Genomic DNA, 21,684 nt, shown 5'->3' on the forward strand with positions numbered 1-21,684 from the left:
AGAAGAAGAAAGAAGGTTGGCTGATTCAACAGAAAATATACATAGTCAAATTCCTTTTTCTTCTCTAAATAAACCTTCCGAAGAAACACCAAGAGAAAAACAATTAAGAGAAAGAAGAGAAGAAGAAAGAAGGTTAGCTGATTCAACAGAAAATATACATAGTCAAATTCCTTTTTCTTCTCTAAATAAACCTTCCGAAGAAACACCAAGAGAAAAACAATTAAGAGAAAGAAGAGAAGAAGAAGAAAGAAGGTTGGCTGATTCAACAGAAAATATACATAGTCAAATTCCTTTTTCTTCTCTAAATAAACCTTCCGAAGAAACACCAAGAGAAAAACAATTAAAAGAAAGAAGAGAAGCGGATGAAGATAATCATTCGAGACAAAAAAAAATGTTTGAATTTAAACATTTAGAAAAAAAAGAAAATGGTTATGAAATAGATCAAGAATTATATAATAAAAAAGAAATATTTGATAAAGAAAACAATATAATACTAGAAGATATGAAAATATTACAAAATTTTCCTGAAACTGTAAAAAAACAATTCTTTATAATTCAAAATAATTATTTCATTTCTTTACTAAAAAATATTTATCAATTTCAAAAAGAAAATTATTCTTTTTTAAAAAAAGATATTCCTTCACAAATGACGGATTTATATGAATTTTATTATGAAAAAGAATATAAGAAATTTTTAAAATTAAATAATTATCAATATTTTTCAAATTCTCTTCATGACAAAATAAACGAACTTATTAATGAATATATTGAACAAACAAGTGAAATTATTAAAATTTCTGATGATGATTATAATTTAATTAATAATAATCCATATCGACCTATAAATATTTATAAAGAAAGAAAATTTGAATTAGACAAACGGCTTTTCTATATTTTTAATAGAATTATTTCGAATAATAGTTCTATTTTAGATAGCATAAAAAAAATCAAAAAATTTTATTTTTTTTCTATTTTAATGTCTCAATTATCATCAAAAAATATTCCTCAATTTATTAATCATAATCCAAATATGTTCAATGATAATTTAGAAAAAATTGCTAATTTATTAAAAAGATTTTCAGAGATTGATTTTTTGATAAAAGAGGAATTAGAAAAACAAAAAAAAGAGATAGAAGAAAAATATAAAGGATTTGTTAGTGAAAGTTATTTAGAAAAATTAAAAAATTTGTTATCTTTGGATCTTGAAGAAAGAAATAAAATAGATATTTTTTTATATAAAATAAAAGAAAATTTTAATGATTTATTTTTAGAAATTAAAAATATTCAAAAAATTGATTTTTTTATTCAAAAATTTCAAGAAAATAATAGTGGTTTGTATAAAGAACAATTTAATGATTTTTTATACAAATTTAAAGAAATAGAAAAAAAAATTGACAAATTATTAAAAGTAAATAAAACTAAAAATGATTCTTTATATACTGAAGAACAAAAAAAAAGAGAAGAAGAAATACCTAATATAATTAAAAAAATATTAGATAAATTAAACAATGAAGTTATTAATTCTTATGAAATAGAAAAAATACAAAAGGATCGAATTGTAAAAAATGTATATAAAATAACATATCCTAAATGTTGTGATTATTTAAATTCACAAGATTCTTCATATTTATCACGATATTCATTATTGGAAATAAATAATAATTTATTAGAAGAAATAAAAACAAATAAGAAAAAATTAGATAAAATAAATGAAATAAATAAAGAATTTAAAAATAATTATATGAAAGAAAAACATTTAATATTGTTAAAAATTTTTGATAACGCAATATCTTATATATCAGAAATAGATTTTAATAAAGATGATAATGAAAATATTGAACAAAATAATGTAAAAATTAAAGAAAATATAGAAATAAATTTTTTAAAAGAAATATCTTATTTATCGAAATTATTTAATAATGAAATAGTAATTATTCAAAAAATTATTGAAGAAATTAATAGCGATAATAATTTTTATTTTGATATTGAAGGTATTAACATTGAAGAAAAAGAAATTAAAATCGAAAATCAAGATAATATTTTTTTTTCAGAAATAAAAATAAATTATACTAATAATTTTTTACAAAATAATAAGAAAGAATATAATAATTTAAAAGATTCATTTAAAAAAATTAAAAATAATGAAATTGAAAAATTTAATGATTTAAATTATTTCGATTCTTTATTTAAAGATTTCTTGTCAGGATTAGAAGCCGAAGATAAACCGATTTTAATGTCAATCTTTTCAGAATAATAGTGTTATTAAAAATTGATAATTATAATGTAAAAGACTTTTAAATATATTTACTTGATCTTTCCATGTCTACTAAAAAATATAATTAAAAGATTATGATTATAATATAAAATAAAAAAATTAATAATAAAAATCCAATTAAAAAAATATATGGATGTAATAAGTTATATCTAACAAGAAAAAAATTTACTAATAAGGAAATCAGTTTGAAGATTGTAAAGCAGTCTTAGAAATAGGTTAAAAACTAAAATAACTGTAATAGATAAATTACAAAATGAGGGATAAAAGAGAGTTATTGCTATAATTTTAAATGTTACAAAGTTTTGATTTTGTATAAAGGAAGATCAAAGAAGGCCTTTTTGGAGAGATTATGGTAATAAAACTTTGTTTGTATTGTTTAGAGGAAGGCTGTTTGTAATAGATAATAGAAAGAAAAATCCTTAGGAGGATTTCTAAATAGAAAAATAATCTATTTATATTATAGCAATTACTTATTTAAAATGTTTAGTAGTAAATAGAGTTTATCTTTATAAAAAATAAGAAAGTTTAAAAATAAACTATGAATCAAAAAAAAATTTTTATTTGGCTTTATTCCTTGCTTTTTATTAATTTATTTTTAATTGGTATAATCTATGAAAATAAAAATAATAATTTTATTTTTTCGACTAATTTATCAGAAAGAGAAATAACGGCTTTTCATGAAGCAGGTCATGCGTTAATAGATTTGTCTTATCCAGAATTAATTGATGTAGAATATGCTACTATTAAAAAAACTAAAAGATCTTTAGGACATGTCAAATGTTCTTTTAAAGAAAATAATAATGATATAAGAGTTTTAAGTTTATTAGGCGGGATAGCCGCGGAGACTTTGTTAGCAGAAGATAATAAAATGGATAAAAAACAAGTTGGCAAAGGTTCTTTGGAAGGACCAACGTCTGATTTAACAAAAGCTAAAAAAATTATGCCTGCTCTTAAAAATAAGGAGCAATTTAAATTTTTTTTAAATCAAAGCAAAGAAATTATAAAAAAAAATGAAAATATTTGGAAAAATATTGCTAATAAATTAATATCCAAGACAACTTTAACTAGTTCTGAATTAAAAAAAATTATAAAAGAAAAAGGTCCTATCAAATAAAAAAATTATGTGATTTTATTTTAAAAAAGGATTGAATTTTTTATTCTTAATCATTTGAATTTCTAATTTATAAGGCGGCAAATTGTTCACAAATGGAGTTTCTAAAATTTTAGGTAAAGATAAAAAAGAGGGGAAATATATTATTTTTATTAAAGCTTCAAAACCTATTTTCCCATATCCAATATTTTCATGTCGATCTTTTTTACTTCCTAAATTATTTTTAGAATCGTTGATATGAAAAACACTTAAATATTTTTGGCCAATTTTATTATCAAATTCTTCTATTACTTTTGAAAAATTATTTTTAATATCATATCCAGCATCAAATACATGACAGGTATCAAAACAAACGTTTATTTTTTGTTTATCTTCTATTAAATTAATAATTTCTTTTATTTCTTCGAATTTAGAACCTATTTCAGTTCCTTTACCAGACATTGTTTCTAATGTTATTTTAACTTTTAAAATTTTGGTATTTTTTAAAATTTGATTAATTCCTTCAGCTATTAAATAAATAGCTTCTTTTTTTGTTTGATTTAAAGCGTTACCAGGATGTAAAACCATTTGAGGAATTTTTAATTTATCAAATCTTTTTAGTTCTTCGGTTAAAAATGAAATAGCAAATTTTCTTTTTTCAAGTGAAGGATTAGCTAAATTTATAATGTAAGGAGCATGCCCAACTAAATCGTTTAATTGAATAAAATTTTTTTTCATTTCTTGTAATGTTTCTTTTAAATAAACTTGCTTTATGTTTTGTCTTTTTGTATTTTGGGGTGCACCAGCATAAATCATAAAAGTATTAGAACCAAATTGTAATGCTTTTTTTACAGCGTTTAAGTAAAAAAAAGGTTTTTGAAATGATACGTGACTACCTATTTTGATCATATTTTTTTTTATTTTTCTTAGATGTTTTTATTATATTATTACTCTTTTTATAAGAAATATTTTTTTTATTAGGAAAATGATTTTTTTTATTTTTATTATTTAATAATTTGGGTTTTTGCTTTTGATTTATTTGTTTTTCTCTAAAACCGTTTTCCGTTAGAACTATATTTTGAAATGAAATATTATTATTTTTTTTAATTTTAGTTAAAGAATTAATTTCTTTTTCATCATAAAAAATTAATACTTTCCCTTCTTTTCCCATTCTACCTGTTCTACCGCTTCTATGTTGAAAAAATTCCAAATTTTTATGTGGTAAATCATAATGAATAACCCACTCTATATCTAAATCTAAACCTCTAGATGCTAAATCACTTGTTAAAATGTATTGATATTTCATTTTTTTTATTTCATTTATAAAATATTTTCTTTTTTGAACTGTTAAATCAGAAGAAAAATTTAAAATATTCAAGTTAAATTCTTTTAAAAAATTATATATTTTTAATTGTTCAGTTTTTTTAGAAACAAAAATCAATGCTGAATAAGGATTTAATTTTGTAATTAAGTGTTTTAAATCGTTTAAACGTTTTTCTTTGTAACTGAATAAAGTGTAATACTTTAAATTGAGTTTTTGTTTATCATTTACATTTAAAAATAAAGATTTTCCGAAATATTTATTAATAAAAGGCTTCATTTTATCTGTAATAGAGGCGGAAAATAATAGAATTTTAGGGCGCCATTTAGATAATAATTCATCTAATAAAAATAATGATTTTTGATCAAACAACATATCCGCTTCATCTAAAACTAAAAAAGAAGATTTATGAAATTTTATTTTTTGAAAAATAGATGAAAATTCTACTAATTTACTTAAAGTAGTTATAATTAAAGGTGGTTGTTTCTTTTCTAAACTTTTCAATATTTTTTTTTTATCTATTCCGCCATATAAAATTTTTACTTTAGAACATTTATTTTCGATTACTTTTAACATTTGAAAAATTTGAAAAATTAATTCATTTGTTGGTGTTACAATAATTGCTTGAATATTATTTTGTTCCCAATTAATTTTACTTAAAATAGGTAATAAATATGCGTGAGTTTTGCCTGTGCCTGTAGGAGAAATTCCCACTAAATGATATGGTTTATCAAAATTATCAAATATTTCTTTTTGGATAGGAGTTATTTTTTTAAATTTTAATTTTTTTATTTTTTCTTGAATATAATTTTTCATTTATCTTTCTTTCTTCGAATACAATTAAATAATTTTATTTTTTATATATAATAAGAGTATGATATAAAGGAATAACGATAAATATTTTTATGATGATTTCCATAAATTTTTAATTATAAAAATATAATAAATAAGAAAAATAGAATTATTTTTATGAAAATGTTAAAAAAATAAGGATAGTATATTGTGAGTAAAAAAAAAAATGTAAATAAAAAAAAAGAATCTAAAAAAAAGAACTCTTATATTTTTTTTATTAAAAAACAATTTTATTTCTTTTTTCAAAAAATATTTTTTTTTATTCTAATTTTTCTTCTTTTTTTACCTATTCTTTTAGTTTTAAAAGAAATAATTAATTGGTTGTTATCTTGAAAAATATATAAAAATATTGTTTTTAATTTTATTTATAGAAATAAAACAAAACGAGTTTTAAAACTCGTTTATTTTGTATTTATTCTTTTCAATATCTTCAAAAATTAGTTGCAAAAGTTTATTATTAAATCTATGTTGTTTACCGTCGTTTAAATTTGAATATTCTTTAGTTATTTCAATAGCTTCGTTAATTATTACTTTATGAGAATTTTGTTTTTCTAATAATTCTAAAGTTGCTAAACGAATAATCGCTTTATCAACTTTATTTAATCTATTAATTTTATAGTTATATAAATTTTTTTTAATAATAAAATCAATTAATTGTATATTTTTAATTATATAATGAAAAATATTTAAATCAAAAATATCATCTTTATTTGGATTTGAAAATTCTTCTTGATAAAAATCGTATTGATATAAACTGATGATAATCAACAACCTTATTTTTTTTATTTTTTTTGGTAACATAAAAAAATTATTTATTCATTATGAGAAGATAAATTGTCTATTATAGCTTGATTCAAATTTTTTTCTATTTGTGACCAACTAATAACATTATAAAAAGCCTCTATATAATCTTTTCTTCTATTTTGATAACTTAAGTAATAAGCGTGTTCCCAAATATCTAAACCTAAAATAGGATGCCCTATTTCTAAAACAGTATTTTGGTTAAGAGTATTTAAAATTTGAAGTTTGTTTTGAAAGTCATAAATTAACCATGTCCATCCACTACCAAAAAGACTTTGTGCTTTTGCAGAAAATTGGTTTTTAAAATTTTCCATATCACCAAAGAATTTTTTAATAAAAATATTTATTTTGTAATTTTCTTTACAAATATCATTTAATTTCAATGTTTTCCAAAAAAAAGAATGATTAAAATGACCTCCACCATTATTTATTATTGTTGTTTTTATTTCTTCTGGTAAAGCAGGAACATCTTTAATTAATAAAGATTTTAAGTCATTATTTTCAATGTTATTTTTATTAAGGCATATATTTAAATTATTAATATAATTTTGATGATGTTTAGTATGATGAATTTCCATTGTTTTAGCATCTATAAAAGGTTCTAAATCTTTGTATTCATAATCTATTTTTGGCAATTTAAATATTTCTTTCATAATTTATAAAAATCCTTTCATTAATAAATTATTAATATAAATAACTATTAATTTATATTAATTAATTTAATTATGTTTGTTTTTATATTTTATATATTATAAAATTTTTAATTCAAATTAAATTATAACATTTTTATCTATTTATTAAAACAACAAAGAAATTAAAATTTTTTTTATGTTTTAAAATTAAAATAAGATAAAAAGATTATTAATAATTTTTAAATTAATAAATACTATAATTCATAATTTACTTACTAAATAAAAAATTATATTTTTTCTATTAAACATTAAATTATTTGTTATTTTTTAACAAAATATATCTATTAAAATATTTAAAATTAAAAAAATAAATAATTATTTATTACATTATTTATTTTTTTATGGTTTATGTTTTAAAAATTTAAATAAATACTTAATTTCTTTAATCTATTTTTATTTTGTTTTCAAAATTATATGTTTTTTTTATTTGTTCTGGAAAAAAAATATTTACTTACCATTATAATCAAAATATATTTAATCCAATAAAAATTTTTTTGTATTATATCTAATAAATTATCATCATTTGCATAATTTTCTTTTTTTATTTTGTAATCTTTAATAAAGGAATATACTTTTTCTTCAATTTCTGGTTCTGTTATATTTTCTTTTTTTAATTCACTTTTAATAATTAACATTGATCCTTTATTTATTAGATCTATATCTTGTGAAGGGATATTGTCTCCTAAAATTTTATCTATTAAAAGAGATTTATTAATTTTACTTAAAATTGCTTTATTTAAATTTTGTTCTGATTCTTGAATTTGTATTTCAGCTTCTCTATTAAGAATATCTATTATTTCTTCTAAATTGATATTTTTATAAAATAATTGATTTTTTGCTTTTTTTTCTAATACATGAATTATTTTTTCTTTATTGAAATTAAAATTAATTTTTATTTTTTGTATTATTTGTTTCCATTTTTCTTGAAATAACTTTTTAGTATGTTTTGTTTCTATTTCTTTTAGATATTTTTTAATTTCTTTTAAAGAATATTCTTGTAATATTTCTAATTTTTTTTCTGTTTCTTCTTTTATTTTACTTTTTATTTTTTCTATTTGTTGACTAGTAAATATTTCTTCATTAAAAGACATTTCTTCTATTAAATAATATATTTTTTCTTTTACAAAAAGTTTTTTATCTTGTATTTTTTTTGATTTTATATCAAAAATAATTTCATTTTTTATATCTACCAAGGATGAATAAATATTATTTTGAAATAATGTTTCTATTTTGTCTTTTATTTCATTTTCTAATTCTGAAATATTTTTGTAATTTAGAATTTCTTTGTCTTTATATATTTCATTATAAATGCCATCAAATAATTCTTTTTTTATTTGTTCGATATAATTTTTTATTTCTTTATCTAATTCTATTTTATTATTGTCAATGTTTTTATATATCTCATTTATTTTTTTTTCAAATATATTATCTAGTTTTAAAAAATTGTATTTATCTTGGTATATTTTTATTAATTCTCTGATTATTTTTTTATTATATTCATTTTTTTTAATATCCCAAACAAAATAAATTTTTTCTACTTTTTTTTCAACACCTTCATTTAAAATATCTTCTAAAGATGATATTTTTTTGTTTTTTTCTTTAGAATTATTTTTGACTTTTGCTTTGAGTAAATAAAAACCTAATAATTTTTCTGGTAAAGGGTTAATTGAAGAATAAAATTTTTTTATTTTTTCTAATTCACTTTCTTCAATTTCAATTTCTAATATTTGATTTTCATTTTCTCCATTATAAACTACTTTTTGGTTAATTTGATATTGTTTTCTTATTAAATCACAAAATTCTTTTTCTTGGGCAGTTAAAATACTATCTTCAAAAACATGTTTTATTGGAATAGTTTTATATTCTGTAATAGAAAAAAGTTCTTCTATATCATGTTTGACATGTTCATGTTCTTGCCAGTTAATATTTTTATCGTTTAACATTCTTTGTAAAGAAGTTTCTAAATCTATTGGTAAAATATTTAAATGTTGATGTTCTGTTATAGATCTTACGCCTGCTTGTTCTAATAATTCTAATATTTTTCTAGGTGTTCTTAAACTATCTAAATTAGAATCAATAATCATTTGAGATATTTTTTCTAGATATTTATAAGATCTTATATCTAATTTATATTTTTTAGATATTTGAGAAAGGAAAAATTTCAAATCTTCTTTTGTCCAATAATCTATTTTAATTAATTTATTAAAACGACTAATAATAGAACTATCTATTTCATCTTTAAAATTAGTTGTTCCGATCACAAAAACTGGTTTATCATTTACTGTTCTAACACCTTCTATTTCAGATAAAAAAGCTGAAATAATATTTCCATGATCTGAATTTAAACCATCACTATTACGTTTTTTAAAAGCTACCTCACATTCATCTATCAAAATAATACTTGGTGAATTTTTTCTTGCTTCTTCAAAAAGTTGTCTTATTAATCTTGGACCTTCTCCAACATATGTTTTTGAAAAATCATCTGATGTTAAACAAAAAAAAGGTAAACCTGCTTCTTTAGCAAAAGCTTCTGCTAAAAAAGTTTTTCCTGTTCCAGGTGGGCCATATAATAAAATTCCTTTTGGTGCTTTTTTAATTCCCATTTTTTTATATTCTTTAATGTTTTTTAAATGATTTAAACTTTCTTGTAATTGTTTTTTAGCTTCATCTGAACCTATTACTTCTGCAAAAGAAGGGAAATCATCTGTTTTTTTTAAAAAACTTTTAACATTTTCCATTTCATTTAGTTTTTTATTTTCTTGTTCATTTCCTATTTTTTTCAAAAAATTCAGAGTTTTATCATTTATATTGTCTATATGTTCTAATGCACTTAAAACAAATTTAGTAATTGCTGTTTCATGAATTATTGAATCTTTAATTTTTTTCTCATATTTTTCTAAATCTTCTTTTTTATCTTCTAGAGAAGATAATATTCCATTTATTTTTTTTTCTAATTTTTCTTTTTCCTTTCTATTTAAAATATCATTTTCTTCTATTTTTTCTTGTTGTTTTTCTAAATCTCTTTTTAAATCTTCAATTTTTTGTTTTGATTGTTTTAAATTTTCTTCTTTAGAAGAAATTTCTTTTGTTAAATCACTTAATTCAATTTCTAAGTCTTCAATTTTTTTTTTTAACAATTTTTTTTGTATTTCTGATAAATTTTTATTTTTTAATAATTCATCTGTTCTGTTTTCTAATTCTCTTTTTATGTCTAATATACTATTACTTAATTCAAAAATTTGTGACTTATCGTATTCTATTGTTCTTTCTAATTGAATAATTTTTTCTTCTTGTTTTTCTATTATTTTTGTTTGTTGTTCTAAACTTTTATTTAATTCATCTACTTGAGATTGAAGTTCTGTTAATCTATTTTTAAATTCATCTAATTCTTCTATTTGAGAATTTATTTTTGATGTTAAATTTTGTTTTTCTCTTTCGCTAATTTTTTCAATTTTTTCAATTTCTCTTTCTTTTTCACTTAATTTTTTAATTAAAAATTCTATTCTTGTTTGATTAGCTTTTATAAAATCTTCTTTTGTATTTAATTGTTCTCTTTGAAAGTCTAAATCTTTTTTTAAGTTTTCTATTGTTGTTTCTAGATCTTTTTTTTCTTCTTCAGATAACAAATTATTATTTAAAATTTCTTCATTTTTTTGTTCTATTAATTCAGAAAAATAATTTATTTTTTCTCTTAAGGAAAAAATAATGCTTTCTTTTATCTCTATATTTTCTTTTATTTCTTTTATTTCTTCTTTGTTATCATTTATTATAATTTCCTGTTTTTTTATTGTTTCTATAAGTGCTTCAATATAACTATCAATTTCATATAATTTTGTTTGTAATTTTTCTATCTTTTCTTTTTGTGACTCAACGATATCTTGTAGGTTTTTTTTGTCTTTTTCACTTACATTTTTTATTTCTTTTATTTCTTCATCTTTATCAGTTATTTGTTTTAATAATTCTTGAATATAAATATTGTTTTGTTTTGAAATAAATTTTTGAAAACGAATTTCTCTTCCAAGTTTTTTTATTTGTTCTTTTAAATCTGTAATTTTATTATTTATTTCTCTGATTTTTTCTTCTGAAAGATTTCTTTCTTTTCTTAATTCTTTTTCTTTATTTTCTAATTCAATATTTTTGGATTTTATTTCTGCATCTAAAGAATGTATTTTTTCATTATTATCTTGAATTCTTTCCTCTAATAAATTTATTTTTTGATCTTTTATATCTAATTTTTTTTTATAATCATCCAAGTTTTTATTTAATTTATCTATAATATTTTGTGAATCTTTTAAAGTTTTTTCTAATCTTTCAATAATAATAATTTTTCTTTCAATATTAGTTTGAAATGTTGTTTTTTCTTTTTGAATATATTTAATTTCTTCATTTTTAAATCTTAATTCAATAAGAATTTCTCTTATTTTATCTGTCAAACTATTTATTGAATTTTCTTTTTCTTGTAAATTTTTTGATATATTTTGAATATCAATTTTCATTTTTGCAATTACAGATTTTAATTTTTCTTGTTGATCTAAAGACAAAGTTTTATTTCTTGATAATTCTTCTTCTTTTTCTTCTAAAGCTTTATTTTTTTCTCTAATTACATCATTTAAATAAACAGTATCTCTACTATTTTCTAAAATTTCTTCTTCTAATTTTTTTATCTTTCTATCTTTATCTATAATAAAATTTTGTTGTTCTTGAAATAATGTTTTATATCTTTCTATTTTTTGTTCTAATTTAGTTATATTTTCTAAATATATACTTTTTTCTTGTTTATTTAAATCTTTTAATTTTTCTTCTAAAATAAGAATTTCTTCGAAAATATCTATTAAAAAAATAATTTTTTCTTTAGTTACAATTTCTATATTGGAAGGAGACCAATTTCTCCAAAAATTTCCATTATGATTTATAAAATTTTGTTTTTTACTTGTAAGGTAATGATTATAATTAATATAATCTGTTCTATTTCCTATAAAAACAAATAAACAGTTTTCTTTATCATAAACAGTTTGTTCAATTACATCAGAAAATTCATCTATTATATTGTATTTATCTAATAATGTTATTTTTTCATTTATGTTTTTTTTAGATTCTAAATTATAATGATCTTTATCAAATTCTTTTAATATTTCCTTTAAAACTTTATATAATAAATTTTTATTGTTTAATTTTGGAAAAATACTTTTTAATCTTTTAATATTTGGAGAATTATGAACATTTGGTGAATTGTACAAATCTTCCATTTCTCTATAATCTAAATTATTTTCATAAGAATAAATATTATTTATTTTAAAAAAACTAAATATTATCAATATATAAAAAAGATACGATAATTTAGCTATTTTAGCTTTCATTTGAAAAATTTTAATCTTTCTAATAAAACTATTTAATTTTGAAAAAAATTTTTTATGTTTATTTGGAATAAAAAAATAAACATAAAAAATTTTTTATTTTTATAGATTTTTTAATATTATATTTGTTATTTCTTCGATGGTCATTTTATTATCCTTTACTTTGATTTCAAAAAGTTTATTAATTTTTTGATAATATTCAACTAGTGGTAAAGTTTCTTCTTTATAAACTAATAACCGTTTTTTAAAAGTATTTAAATTGTCATCTTTTCTTTGAATTAAAATACTGTTATCATTATCGCATAAATTATCTTTTTTAGGTAATTTAGTTTCTTTATGATAAATTTCTCCACATTGAGAACAGATAATTCTACCAACTATTCTTTTTTCTAATAATTTTTCTTCAACATTAAAATAAAAGACTTTTGCTAAAGAAATATTTCTTTTTTTAAATTCTTCAGTTAAAAAAAGAGCTTGATTTTTGTTACGGGGGAAACCATCAAAAATGAAACCTTTTTTAATTTTTTCCTCAGTAAAAATTTCACTTACCATAGAATTAGTTATTTCGCTAGGCACTAATAATCCTTTGTTAATATAAAAAATAATCTTTTTTCCTAATTCTGTTTTATTTTTTAAATTTTTACGAAAAACATCGCCTATTGAGACATGAAAAATATTTAACAATTTTGATAAAATTAGAGACTGTGTTCCTTTACCTGAAGCAGGAGGGCCGATTAATATCAGATTCATTTTTTATTTACCTTTATCTGTAAAAAAACAATAAATAATTTGAAAAGAATTAGAAACTTAAAAAATAATTATTTTAAATTATAGCTATAATTCATTTAAGGTAATTATTTTATATTTCGAATATGATGTATAAGATTTTTTTATTTTTAAACTTTCTTTTTCAATTTTCTTATTTTTCTTATATTAATATTTCATTTTTTACTTTAGAATTTCAAAAATATAACTTTTAATAAGAGTTATTTAATTATTTTTTGTCTATAAATTTTATAAATTCATTTGAATTTATTGAAAATTGAAAAACATAATAAGTTATCAACAAAATGAATAAATAAAATAATTTATACACTCTATACGATATAATATCATAAGAAACTATTAATTTCAAGTTGCTTCTGAATCATTATTAATTAATTAATTTAAAAATAAAAAATAGTTATAATTTGAATTTTTTAATTACTTTTTCATTTAAATTATTGATTATTAACGGAATTCTTCATTCAAATTTTAAAAATGATTTTAAAATTTTTAGAATTTGTAAATTATGTATAAAATTTCATCTTTCTTAATAAAAATAAATTAAAAAATATTTTTCGTTACAATTTTAAAGTTTATGGTTATTTTTATTTTTATTATTGTAATATGTTTTTTTATGTTATATTAGAATAAAAAATAAAAATTTTATATTTAAATTTATTTTTATATTTAATTTTTATTTTTTATTATCATTTATGATATATCAAAAAATTAAGATATAAAACTATTAAAACAATAGTAAAATTAATAAGTAAGTTTGAAATGAAACGGAAGAGAAGAAATGGATAAACAAATTTTAATTGATATTCAAAATTTATCAAAAAAATTTTTAATTAAGAAAAAGCTTTTTGAAGAATCTCAAAATTTAAAAGCTGTTCAAAATGTAGATTTGCTTATTTTCAAAGGAGAAACTTTAGCAGTTGTAGGTGGTTCAGGTTCAGGTAAATCTACTTTAGGACAATTAATTTCACAATTACAAATTCCCACTTCGGGAAATATTTTTTATTATAAAGATGTTGATAATAAAATTGATTTAACAAAATTAAATAATAAACAAAAGAGACCATTAAGAAAAGATTTACAAATTATTTTTCAAGATCCTTTTTCTTCTTTAAATCCTTCTTTTAAAATTGCTGATATTATTGGTGAAGGTCTTTTGATTTATAAAATGGTGAAAAATAAAAAAGATCCTTTATATAAAAAAAAGATTTTGGATATCATGGCTAAATGTCAAATAGATAGTTCACTTTATGATCGTTATCCAACTCAATTATCAGGCGGGCAAAGACAGAGAATCGCTATTGCTAGAACTTTAATCATAAAACCTAAATTTATTGTTTGTGATGAGATTGTTTCTGCATTAGATGTTTCTACTCAATTTAAAATTATATCTCTTTTGGATAATTTAAAAAAAGATTATCAGTTAACATTTTTGTTTATTACTCATGATTTAGGAGTTGCAAGTTACCTAAGTGATAGAATATGTGTAATGTATTTAGGTAATATAGTCGAAATTGCTCCAAAAAAAGAGATTTTAAAAAATCCTATTCATCCTTATACTAGAAAAATTTTAAATTCTATTCCTTGTTTACACAATCAAGAGCAGAAGGAATACGAAATTATCTATGAAACAAAAGAATTTGAATTTTTATTTCAAAAAAATCAAAAGGATTTAGATTGGTTTGAAATTTCTTCAGGACATTTTATTAGATGTACTTTAAAAAATAAATTTTGAAAAAAGAGAAATGAAAAAATGAGTTTATTAAAAATTGAAAACTTACATACTTATTTTAAAACTTCTAAAGGAATAGTAAAAGCAGTTAAAGGGATTTCTTTTGATTTAAAAAAAGGGAAAAGTTTAGGCATTGTAGGAGAATCTGGTAGCGGAAAAAGTCAAACTGCTATCTCTATTTTGAAGTTATTTAATAATAATCAAAAAATATACCAAGGTAAGATTTTTTTTAACGGAAAAGAAATTTCCGGATATGATGAAAAAAAAATGCAAAAAATTAGAGGAAATGAAATAGCTATGATTTTTCAAGATGCTATTTCTAGTCTCAATCCAGTTTTTAAAATAAAAAACCAAATTATGGAAGTTTTAAATTTACATAATAATATGATTCCTCAAAAAAATAAAGAAAAAATTTTTGAAATTTTAAAAAAAGTGAAAATAACTGATGTTGATAGAGTTATGGAATCTTATCCTCATCAATTATCAGGTGGTATGTGTCAAAGAATAATGATTGCAATGGCTTTAATTTGTGAGCCTAAACTTTTAATTGCTGATGAACCGACTACAGCTTTAGATGTTGTTATTCAAAAAGAAATTTTAAATTTAATTAGTAATTTACAAAAGGATATCAAAACATCTGTTTTATTTATTACTCATGATTTAGGTGTGATATCCGAAATTGTAGATGATGTTGTAGTGATGTATAAAGGTGAAATAGTAGAAAGCGGACCTATAAAAGAAATTCTAGAAAATCCTAAACATTATTACACTAAGTCTTTATTAAATAATTTTTTAAAAACAAATTTTCATAATTATTAATAAATTGAAAAAATATTTTTTTAATTTTTAATGATTATTAAATATTGAAAAAAGATATAATTATAAAAAAATTATAAATATCAAATTTGAAATAATAAAGATTTTTATGGGCAGGAAATGTGATGTTATGCATGATTTTTACAATTATATTTTTAAAAAAATAATTTATATTTTTCTACTTTTAATTACAGTTATAATAGTGAGTTTTTTTTCTCTTAAAATAATACCAGGCGATCCAGTTTCATCTTTTTTTGGTTCTAAACAACCTTCTCCAGAAGAAAGGAAAATTTGCGAGAAAAAATTAGGGCTAGATAAAAGTTTAGATGAACAGTTTAAAATATACTTAAAAAATATATTCAAATTTGATTTTGGTAATTCATATCGTGGTGATCATAAAAAATCATTAATTCTTTTTTGGAATAGTTTTAAATTAACCTTTTTATTAGTTTTTTTTAGTTGTATTTTTGGCTCTTTAATTGGTATTTTTTGTGGTTCTTTAGGGGCTTTATGGCAAAATACTAAAAAAAGTTTTATATTAGATTTAATATTTCTTTTTTTATTTTCAACTCCTACTTTTATTATTGGTTTCGCCTTACAATATTTTCTTGCTTATCATTTTAAATTTTTTCCAATATCAGGATTTAATGATATTCAATCTCTTTTTTTACCTATTTTAACTTTATCTTTAGTTATGGCTTCTTCGTTATTTAAAATAACTTATAATAATATGGTTGAAATTTTAAAACAACCTTATATTTTAACAGCTTATGCTAAAGGTCTATCAAAATGGACAGTTCTTTTTAAGCATTCTTTGAAAAATGCTTTAATTCCTATTTTAGCTCAAATTGGATTAATTTTAAGTAGTTTTATTAGTGGAACAATTATAACAGAATATACATTTAATTTAAATGGGATAGGTAAATTAATAATTCGTTCTTTTCAAGACCGAGATTTCCCAGTTTTACAGTGTTGTATAATTTTGTTAGCTGTTTTTATTTCTATTTTTAATCTATTGTTAGATTTTTTATATTTTTGGCTAAATCCTAAGATAAATTTTAAAAAAACATAATATGATTTTTTTATAAAATGGAGGAAAGAAGAATTAATTTTGAAAAAAGAGGCTAATTATTATTCTTTTTTTAAAAGAATACTAAATTTTTTTAGAGATAAAAATATTTTGTTTGGTGTTTCATTTTTAACTGTTTTATTCTTTTTTGTTTTATTTAGAAATTTTTTAACTTTTATTCCTGATCCAAATAGTTCTCATTTTCCGATATTACGCAATGTTAGTTTTTCTCATTGGATGGGGACAGATGAAGTAGGATATGATGTTTTTAGCCGTGTTGTAGAAGGGGCACGAATTTCTTTAATAATAAGTTTTATTACAGTTATTATAAGTGCCGTTATAGGAACATTTTTAGGAATTATATCTGGTTATTTTGGGGGTTTTTTAGATAATATTGTTCTTTTTATATGTGATTTTTTTATTATTTTCCCGGATATTATATTAGCAGTTATCATTATGTTGTTAATTGGTAATCAAAGTATTTATGCTTTGATTATTGTATTAAGTATTGTTTGTATTTCTAGTTATATTCGGCTTATTAGGGCTCAAACTTTAGTAATAAAAGAAAAAGATTTTATTAAAGCTTCTAAAGCTTTAGGAGCCAGTGAAAGTAGAATTATTCTTAAACATATTTTTCCTAACATTTTTACCACTTTAGTTACTAAAATGATTTTAAACATGTCCAGTGTTATTTTAGCTATTTCTGGGTTTGGATTTATTGGATTAGGGATAGATAGAACTAAGCCTGAATGGGGAAATATTTTATATTCTTCTCGAGAACATCTTACAAATTATCCGCATTTATTCTATTGTCCTTTTATTATTATTCTTTTAACTAGTTTTTCTTTTAATTTAATTGGAAAAGGTTTGTTAAATTGTTTGAAAAATGATTTTAATGATTAAAATTCATTAAAAATATATATTTTTTATTTTATATTTTAAGCTAATTTAAGTAAATAAGTGTATAATTTAATTTAGTTTATTTATTATTTATTTAATTAATTTATTTAAAAAAATATAAAAATAGTATTTTTTCAGAGATAATAGGGGGAGGTATTTTTGTGTTTAAAATAAAACAAATAAAAGATTTTTTTATTTTTCATAAAAAAAAAATGTTGTTTTCTTTATTAATAATTGGATTTATAATATCCATTATTGTTGTTATGAATATTTTTAAGAAAAAAAATTATTATGTTATAGCAATATCATCTGATATAAAAGGTTTTGATGTTTCTACAAAAAGTCATACAAATTCTGTTTATTCTAATTTTGTTTTTAAATTCATGCATGATACTTTATTAAAAAAAGATGATAATGGTGGAGAGGTTAAACCTTTGTTATTAGAAAAATTTGAAAAGGATGATAATGATAAACATCTTTTGAAATGTAAACTAAGAGATGATATCTATTTTCATAATAATGAAAAAATGACAAGTGATGATGTTATTTTTACAATTGAACGTGGAAAAAAAAACAAATATGATAAATTTGAAGAAATTAAAAGTTATAAAAAAATTGATGAACATATATTTCATATTACATTACAAAAACCTCATAACCAGTTAGGTTGGGATTATTTCTTTTATGAAGTTTTTCGTGTTTTAAATAAAAAAGCAGTTGAAGAGAACGAAAATGAAGGAGTTAAAATTGGTTCTGGAAAATATAGACTTGTAGAATATAATGAAGGTGATTCAATAATAATAAAGCTTTTTGATAGATACTTTAACAAAGATGAAGAAGATTTAAAAGATATCAAGTTAGTAATATGTGATAATGCAAATACTATTTTGCAAGAATTAGAAAGCGGAAATTATCATATAGCACCATTTTTTCAAACAGAAAAAATACGTCAGTTAGAAAATGATATAAAAAATGGTAAATATAAAAATATTAAAATTCAATCATTTCCGGTAGCTTGCAGCAATTATATTTATTTTAATAAAGATAAAACAAAAAGGGAAGTTAGAAAAATTATTCAACAAGGATTAGATATAAATAAAATAATTCTTGATTTAGAATTATCATCCTTTTTTAATGTAGCGAAAACTTGTATTAATAGTAATATAATGGGACATGATAAAAATATTGATTATCATAATGATGTTAACTTTGAGAAAGCTAAAGAACTTTGTTCACAATTAACAAATGAAGAAAGAAAAATAAATATTGCTTGTGCTTCTGGTAGAATAAATAGTTTTGTAAATAAAATAATAGAACAATTGAAAAAAATTGGGTTTGAAATATCTATAAATGAAATAGAATTCAATTCTTACATACAAGAATCTATAAAAAAAGATTCAAAATATAATTTTATTTTTATGGGTGAGTCATTTGATATTGAATTCGGTCACAAATATTTTCAAGATTATTTTATGACAAATAATAATCAAAATAATTTTTGCCATATTGACGGCGATGAAGATAAAATTAATATTGAAGATAAAATAAATTATATTCAACAAATTAAAAATTCAAATCCAGAAAAATATAAAAATGAATACGAAAAAAAAATGTTCGAAATAGAAAAATATATTTATGATCAAGCTTATGTTTTGCCTCTTACAGAAATTAAAAGTTATGTTTTAATTAATTCAAAAATAAAAAGTGGTTTTGAACCAGATAAATTTGGACATTTTAATAATATAAATTCAATTAGGATAAGAAAAGTAGAATAAAAATAAAATTTTAAAAATTATTTTTTTTATAAATAATTATACAAAATAAAAAAATGTAACTTATTTTTTTATACAAATATACAAAATAAAAAAATGTAACTTATTTTTTTATACAAATGATTTTTTTTAATAAATTAAAATTTTTATATTTAAAAAATTGAATAATAAAAATAAATTCCCTTATTTTATAAGGGAATTTATTTTATGATTATTTTTTTATTTTGATTTCATATTTTTTTTATCTTAATAAAGATTTAAAAAATTAAATTTTTAAATAATTTTTGTTTATTTTTTATTTATTTTGAAAATTATATTTATTTTTTAGATATAAATAATTTTTATTGTTTTAAAAATAAAAATATATATATTAAATGAAATGATATTTTTTATTAACTTTTTTTATGTTTTTGTTTTAAAAGTTTAAAAGCAGCTTCTGTAGCTATTCTTCCTCTAGAAGTTCTTTTTAGGTATCCTTTTTTAATTAAATAAGGTTCTAATACTTCTTCAATTGTTAAAATTTCTTCTCCAATAGTGACCGCTAAATTTTTTATTCCTACTGGGCCGCCATTAAATTTGTTAATTAAATTATATAAATAATTAAAGTCGATATCATTTAAACCATTTTCATCTATTTGTAATTTATTTAAAGTTTTTAAGGCGATTTGTTTTGTAATTATTTTAAAAGAATAAACTTCTGCAAAATCTCTAACTCTTCTAAAAAGACGGTTAGCAATTCTAGGAGTTCCACGACTTCTTTTTGACAATTCTTCTAGCGCTTGTTCTTCGATTTGATTTCCATAAACAATAGCTGTTCTATTTAAAATCAGTTTTAATTCTTCTTTAGTGTAAAAATCTAGTTTTAAAATAAGTCCAAAACGATCTCTTAAAGGAAAAGATATCTTACCAAATTGAGTAGTTGCACCTATTAAAGAAAAAGGTGGTAAATCAATTCTTATAGTTCTTTTTTCTTCGTTTTTTCCGATAATAATATCTAAAACATAATCTTCCATTGCAGCATATAAAACTTCTTCAACATTTTTTGATAAACTATGAATTTCATCAATAAATAAAATATCTCCTGTTTGGAGACTACTTAAAATAGCAGCTAGATCTCCAATTTTTTCAATACTTGAACCACTTGTAATTTTTAAATTAACACCTAATTCATTTGCAACAATTTGGGCTAAAGTGGTTTTTCCTAATCCAGGTGGTCCATAAAATAAAAGATGATCCATAGTTTCTTCTCTTTTTTGAGTAGCTTTTAAATACACAGATAAGATTTTTTTAATTTGTTCTTGGCCATGATATTCATCTAATTTTTGAGGTCTTAAAAATTTATCATTTTCTTTATTTTCTTCTTTTTCGTTTTGTTTATTATTTAAAAATTTTATTTTGGACATAATTTATTAAAACACCTGCTTTATGATTTTCTTTATCTTTCATCTAATTTAATATTTAGTTAATAATAATAAAGCTTCTTTGAGAATTGTTTCTAACTTTTGTTCCCAATTTATTTTAGAGATAATTTTTTTTATTTCTTTGCTTTTAAAACCTAAATTAGATAATGCTTCTTCCACATTTTTTTGTTTTTGATTAGAAATAATTGGTTTTTGATCAAAAATAGTTTCATTTTGTAAATTAAAAATAATTTGTTTAGCCGTTTTCATTCCAATACCTGGTATTTTAATTAGATAAGAGATATTGTTTTCGTATATAGCTTTTTGTGTTTCTTCAAATAAAGTTTGATTAGTCAGTCCAATTGCTATTTTAGGTCCAATGCCAGGAATTTTAATTAATTTTTCAAAAAAAGACAATGTTTCTTCATTTAAAAAACCATATAAACTTTGAATATTTTCTTTTACATAAAAATATGTGAATATTTTAATTTGTTGTTTTAATGAAAAAATATATGGATTGGAAAAAAAGATATGATAACCAATATCATTATTTTCTAAAATAAAGCTATTACTTTTAATAATAACAATTTTTCCTATAATATAAAAATACATACGATTACACTCTATACTTTTAATTATTTATTTTTAATTTTTATATCCATTAATATATTACAATATATTAAAAAAGTTAAAATATAATATATTCATATTATATAATTGTCATAGCGGATGTGGATTATAACTTACTATTTTTTTACTTTATAATTCAAAATATAATTCTAATATAATTAGAATAGAATCTTGTTAAATAATTTTTATTTTGTTTA

At 19.7% G+C, this 21,684-nt stretch carries 16 protein-coding genes; 8 read left to right on the plus strand and 8 right to left on the minus strand.

Translation table 11 applies throughout. From position 1 onward, the window contains the following. Both Q8777_RS00025 and Q8777_RS00030 read left to right on the plus strand, forming a co-directional pair. Nucleotides 1-2,254: hypothetical protein (locus tag Q8777_RS00025; RefSeq protein ID WP_318749429.1), on the plus strand; the 2,254-nt coding region annotated here is incomplete at its 5' end. 559 nt (nt 2,255-2,813) lie between these two features. Continuing rightward, entirely contained in the window at nt 2,814-3,389 is a 576-nt protein-coding gene (locus Q8777_RS00030) for a hypothetical protein (protein ID WP_318676334.1), read from the plus strand. Nucleotides 3,390-3,404: 15 nt separating this feature from the next. On the opposite strand, the gene Q8777_RS00035 is transcribed toward Q8777_RS00030, so the two are convergent. Together Q8777_RS00035 and Q8777_RS00040 are read right to left on the minus strand one after the other, a co-directional pair. After that, the gene (locus Q8777_RS00035; RefSeq protein WP_318676333.1) at nt 3,405-4,274 is read right to left on the minus strand and encodes a deoxyribonuclease IV; all 870 of its coding nucleotides are present in this window, start codon (nt 4,272-4,274) and stop codon (nt 3,405-3,407) included. After that, nucleotides 4,258-5,502, minus strand: coding sequence for a DEAD/DEAH box helicase (locus Q8777_RS00040; RefSeq protein ID WP_318676332.1), 1,245 nt, complete (start codon nt 5,500-5,502; stop codon nt 4,258-4,260). The genes Q8777_RS00035 and Q8777_RS00040 overlap by 17 nt, the downstream gene beginning before the upstream one ends. Nucleotides 5,503-5,688: 186 nt before the next feature. Between Q8777_RS00040 and Q8777_RS00045 the strand changes: the two genes are divergently transcribed. Continuing rightward, complete coding sequence (locus Q8777_RS00045; RefSeq protein ID WP_318676331.1) at nt 5,689-5,871, plus strand: hypothetical protein; 183 nt, start codon at nt 5,689-5,691, stop codon at nt 5,869-5,871. A 57-nt stretch (nt 5,872-5,928) separates the two neighbouring features. On the opposite strand, the gene Q8777_RS00050 is transcribed toward Q8777_RS00045, so the two are convergent. The 4 genes from Q8777_RS00050 to Q8777_RS00065 form a co-directional block, all read right to left on the minus strand. Then, a complete protein-coding gene (locus Q8777_RS00050) occupies nt 5,929-6,339 on the minus strand; it encodes a transcription antitermination protein NusB (RefSeq protein ID WP_318676330.1) in 411 nt (136 codons plus the stop codon). 11 nt (nt 6,340-6,350) lie between these two features. Then, the gene (locus Q8777_RS00055) at nt 6,351-6,992 is read right to left on the minus strand and encodes a superoxide dismutase (protein WP_318676329.1); all 642 of its coding nucleotides are present in this window, start codon (nt 6,990-6,992) and stop codon (nt 6,351-6,353) included. A gap of 449 nt (nt 6,993-7,441) precedes the next feature. Further along, nucleotides 7,442-12,388 (minus strand): AAA family ATPase, encoded by a 4,947-nt coding sequence (locus tag Q8777_RS00060; protein WP_318676328.1) that lies wholly within the window; start codon nt 12,386-12,388, stop codon nt 7,442-7,444. 99 nt (nt 12,389-12,487) lie between these two features. Next, nucleotides 12,488-13,135: a nucleoside monophosphate kinase gene (locus tag Q8777_RS00065; RefSeq protein WP_318676327.1), complete on the minus strand. Its 648-nt coding sequence runs from the start codon at nt 13,133-13,135 to the stop codon at nt 12,488-12,490. 814 nt (nt 13,136-13,949) lie between these two features. Between Q8777_RS00065 and Q8777_RS00070 the strand changes: the two genes are divergently transcribed. The 5 genes from Q8777_RS00070 (at nt 13,950) to Q8777_RS00090 (ending at nt 19,460) form a co-directional block, all read left to right on the plus strand. Beyond that, on the plus strand, nt 13,950-14,903 hold the full coding sequence (locus Q8777_RS00070; protein WP_318676326.1) for an ABC transporter ATP-binding protein: 954 nt from the start codon (nt 13,950-13,952) through the stop codon (nt 14,901-14,903). Between the two features lie 18 nt (nt 14,904-14,921). Further along, the gene (locus Q8777_RS00075; RefSeq protein ID WP_318676325.1) at nt 14,922-15,719 is read left to right on the plus strand and encodes an ABC transporter ATP-binding protein; all 798 of its coding nucleotides are present in this window, start codon (nt 14,922-14,924) and stop codon (nt 15,717-15,719) included. A 106-nt stretch (nt 15,720-15,825) separates the two neighbouring features. After that, on the plus strand, nt 15,826-16,788 hold the full coding sequence (locus Q8777_RS00080; RefSeq protein WP_318676324.1) for an ABC transporter permease: 963 nt from the start codon (nt 15,826-15,828) through the stop codon (nt 16,786-16,788). 39 nt (nt 16,789-16,827) lie between these two features. Further along, nucleotides 16,828-17,688: an ABC transporter permease gene (locus tag Q8777_RS00085; RefSeq protein WP_318676323.1), complete on the plus strand. Its 861-nt coding sequence runs from the start codon at nt 16,828-16,830 to the stop codon at nt 17,686-17,688. A 158-nt stretch (nt 17,689-17,846) separates the two neighbouring features. Next, a complete protein-coding gene (locus tag Q8777_RS00090) occupies nt 17,847-19,460 on the plus strand; it encodes an ABC transporter substrate-binding protein (RefSeq protein WP_318676322.1) in 1,614 nt (537 codons plus the stop codon). A 389-nt stretch (nt 19,461-19,849) separates the two neighbouring features. On the opposite strand, the gene ruvB is transcribed toward Q8777_RS00090, so the two are convergent. Together ruvB and ruvA are read right to left on the minus strand one after the other, a co-directional pair. Beyond that, nucleotides 19,850-20,860 (minus strand): Holliday junction branch migration DNA helicase RuvB, encoded by a 1,011-nt coding sequence (ruvB, locus tag Q8777_RS00095; RefSeq protein WP_318676320.1) that lies wholly within the window; start codon nt 20,858-20,860, stop codon nt 19,850-19,852. A gap of 48 nt (nt 20,861-20,908) precedes the next feature. Beyond that, nucleotides 20,909-21,469: a Holliday junction branch migration protein RuvA gene (gene ruvA / locus Q8777_RS00100; protein ID WP_318676319.1), complete on the minus strand. Its 561-nt coding sequence runs from the start codon at nt 21,467-21,469 to the stop codon at nt 20,909-20,911. Nucleotides 21,470-21,684: the final 215 nt, after the last annotated feature.

The organism is Candidatus Phytoplasma stylosanthis (genome assembly GCF_032886435.1).
In the GTDB taxonomy this organism is placed as follows: Bacteria; Bacillota_I; Bacilli_A; order Acholeplasmatales; family Acholeplasmataceae; genus Phytoplasma; species Phytoplasma stylosanthis.

Coding starts and splice junctions, on each gene's coding strand:
- Q8777_RS00030 (WP_318676334.1), top strand. CDS start 2,814: ATGAATCAAAAAAAAATTTTTATTTGGCTTTATTCCTTGCTTTTTATT.
- Q8777_RS00035 (WP_318676333.1), bottom strand. CDS start 4,274: ATGATCAAAATAGGTAGTCACGTATCATTTCAAAAACCTTTTTTTTAC.
- Q8777_RS00040 (WP_318676332.1), bottom strand. CDS start 5,502: ATGAAAAATTATATTCAAGAAAAAATAAAAAAATTAAAATTTAAAAAA.
- Q8777_RS00050 (WP_318676330.1), bottom strand. CDS start 6,339: ATGTTACCAAAAAAAATAAAAAAAATAAGGTTGTTGATTATCATCAGT.
- Q8777_RS00055 (WP_318676329.1), bottom strand. CDS start 6,992: ATGAAAGAAATATTTAAATTGCCAAAAATAGATTATGAATACAAAGAT.
- Q8777_RS00060 (WP_318676328.1), bottom strand. CDS start 12,388: ATGAAAGCTAAAATAGCTAAATTATCGTATCTTTTTTATATATTGATA.
- Q8777_RS00065 (WP_318676327.1), bottom strand. CDS start 13,135: ATGAATCTGATATTAATCGGCCCTCCTGCTTCAGGTAAAGGAACACAG.
- Q8777_RS00070 (WP_318676326.1), top strand. CDS start 13,950: ATGGATAAACAAATTTTAATTGATATTCAAAATTTATCAAAAAAATTT.
- Q8777_RS00075 (WP_318676325.1), top strand. CDS start 14,922: ATGAGTTTATTAAAAATTGAAAACTTACATACTTATTTTAAAACTTCT.
- Q8777_RS00080 (WP_318676324.1), top strand. CDS start 15,826: ATGGGCAGGAAATGTGATGTTATGCATGATTTTTACAATTATATTTTT.
- ruvB (WP_318676320.1), bottom strand. CDS start 20,860: ATGTCCAAAATAAAATTTTTAAATAATAAACAAAACGAAAAAGAAGAA.
- ruvA (WP_318676319.1), bottom strand. CDS start 21,469: ATGTATTTTTATATTATAGGAAAAATTGTTATTATTAAAAGTAATAGC.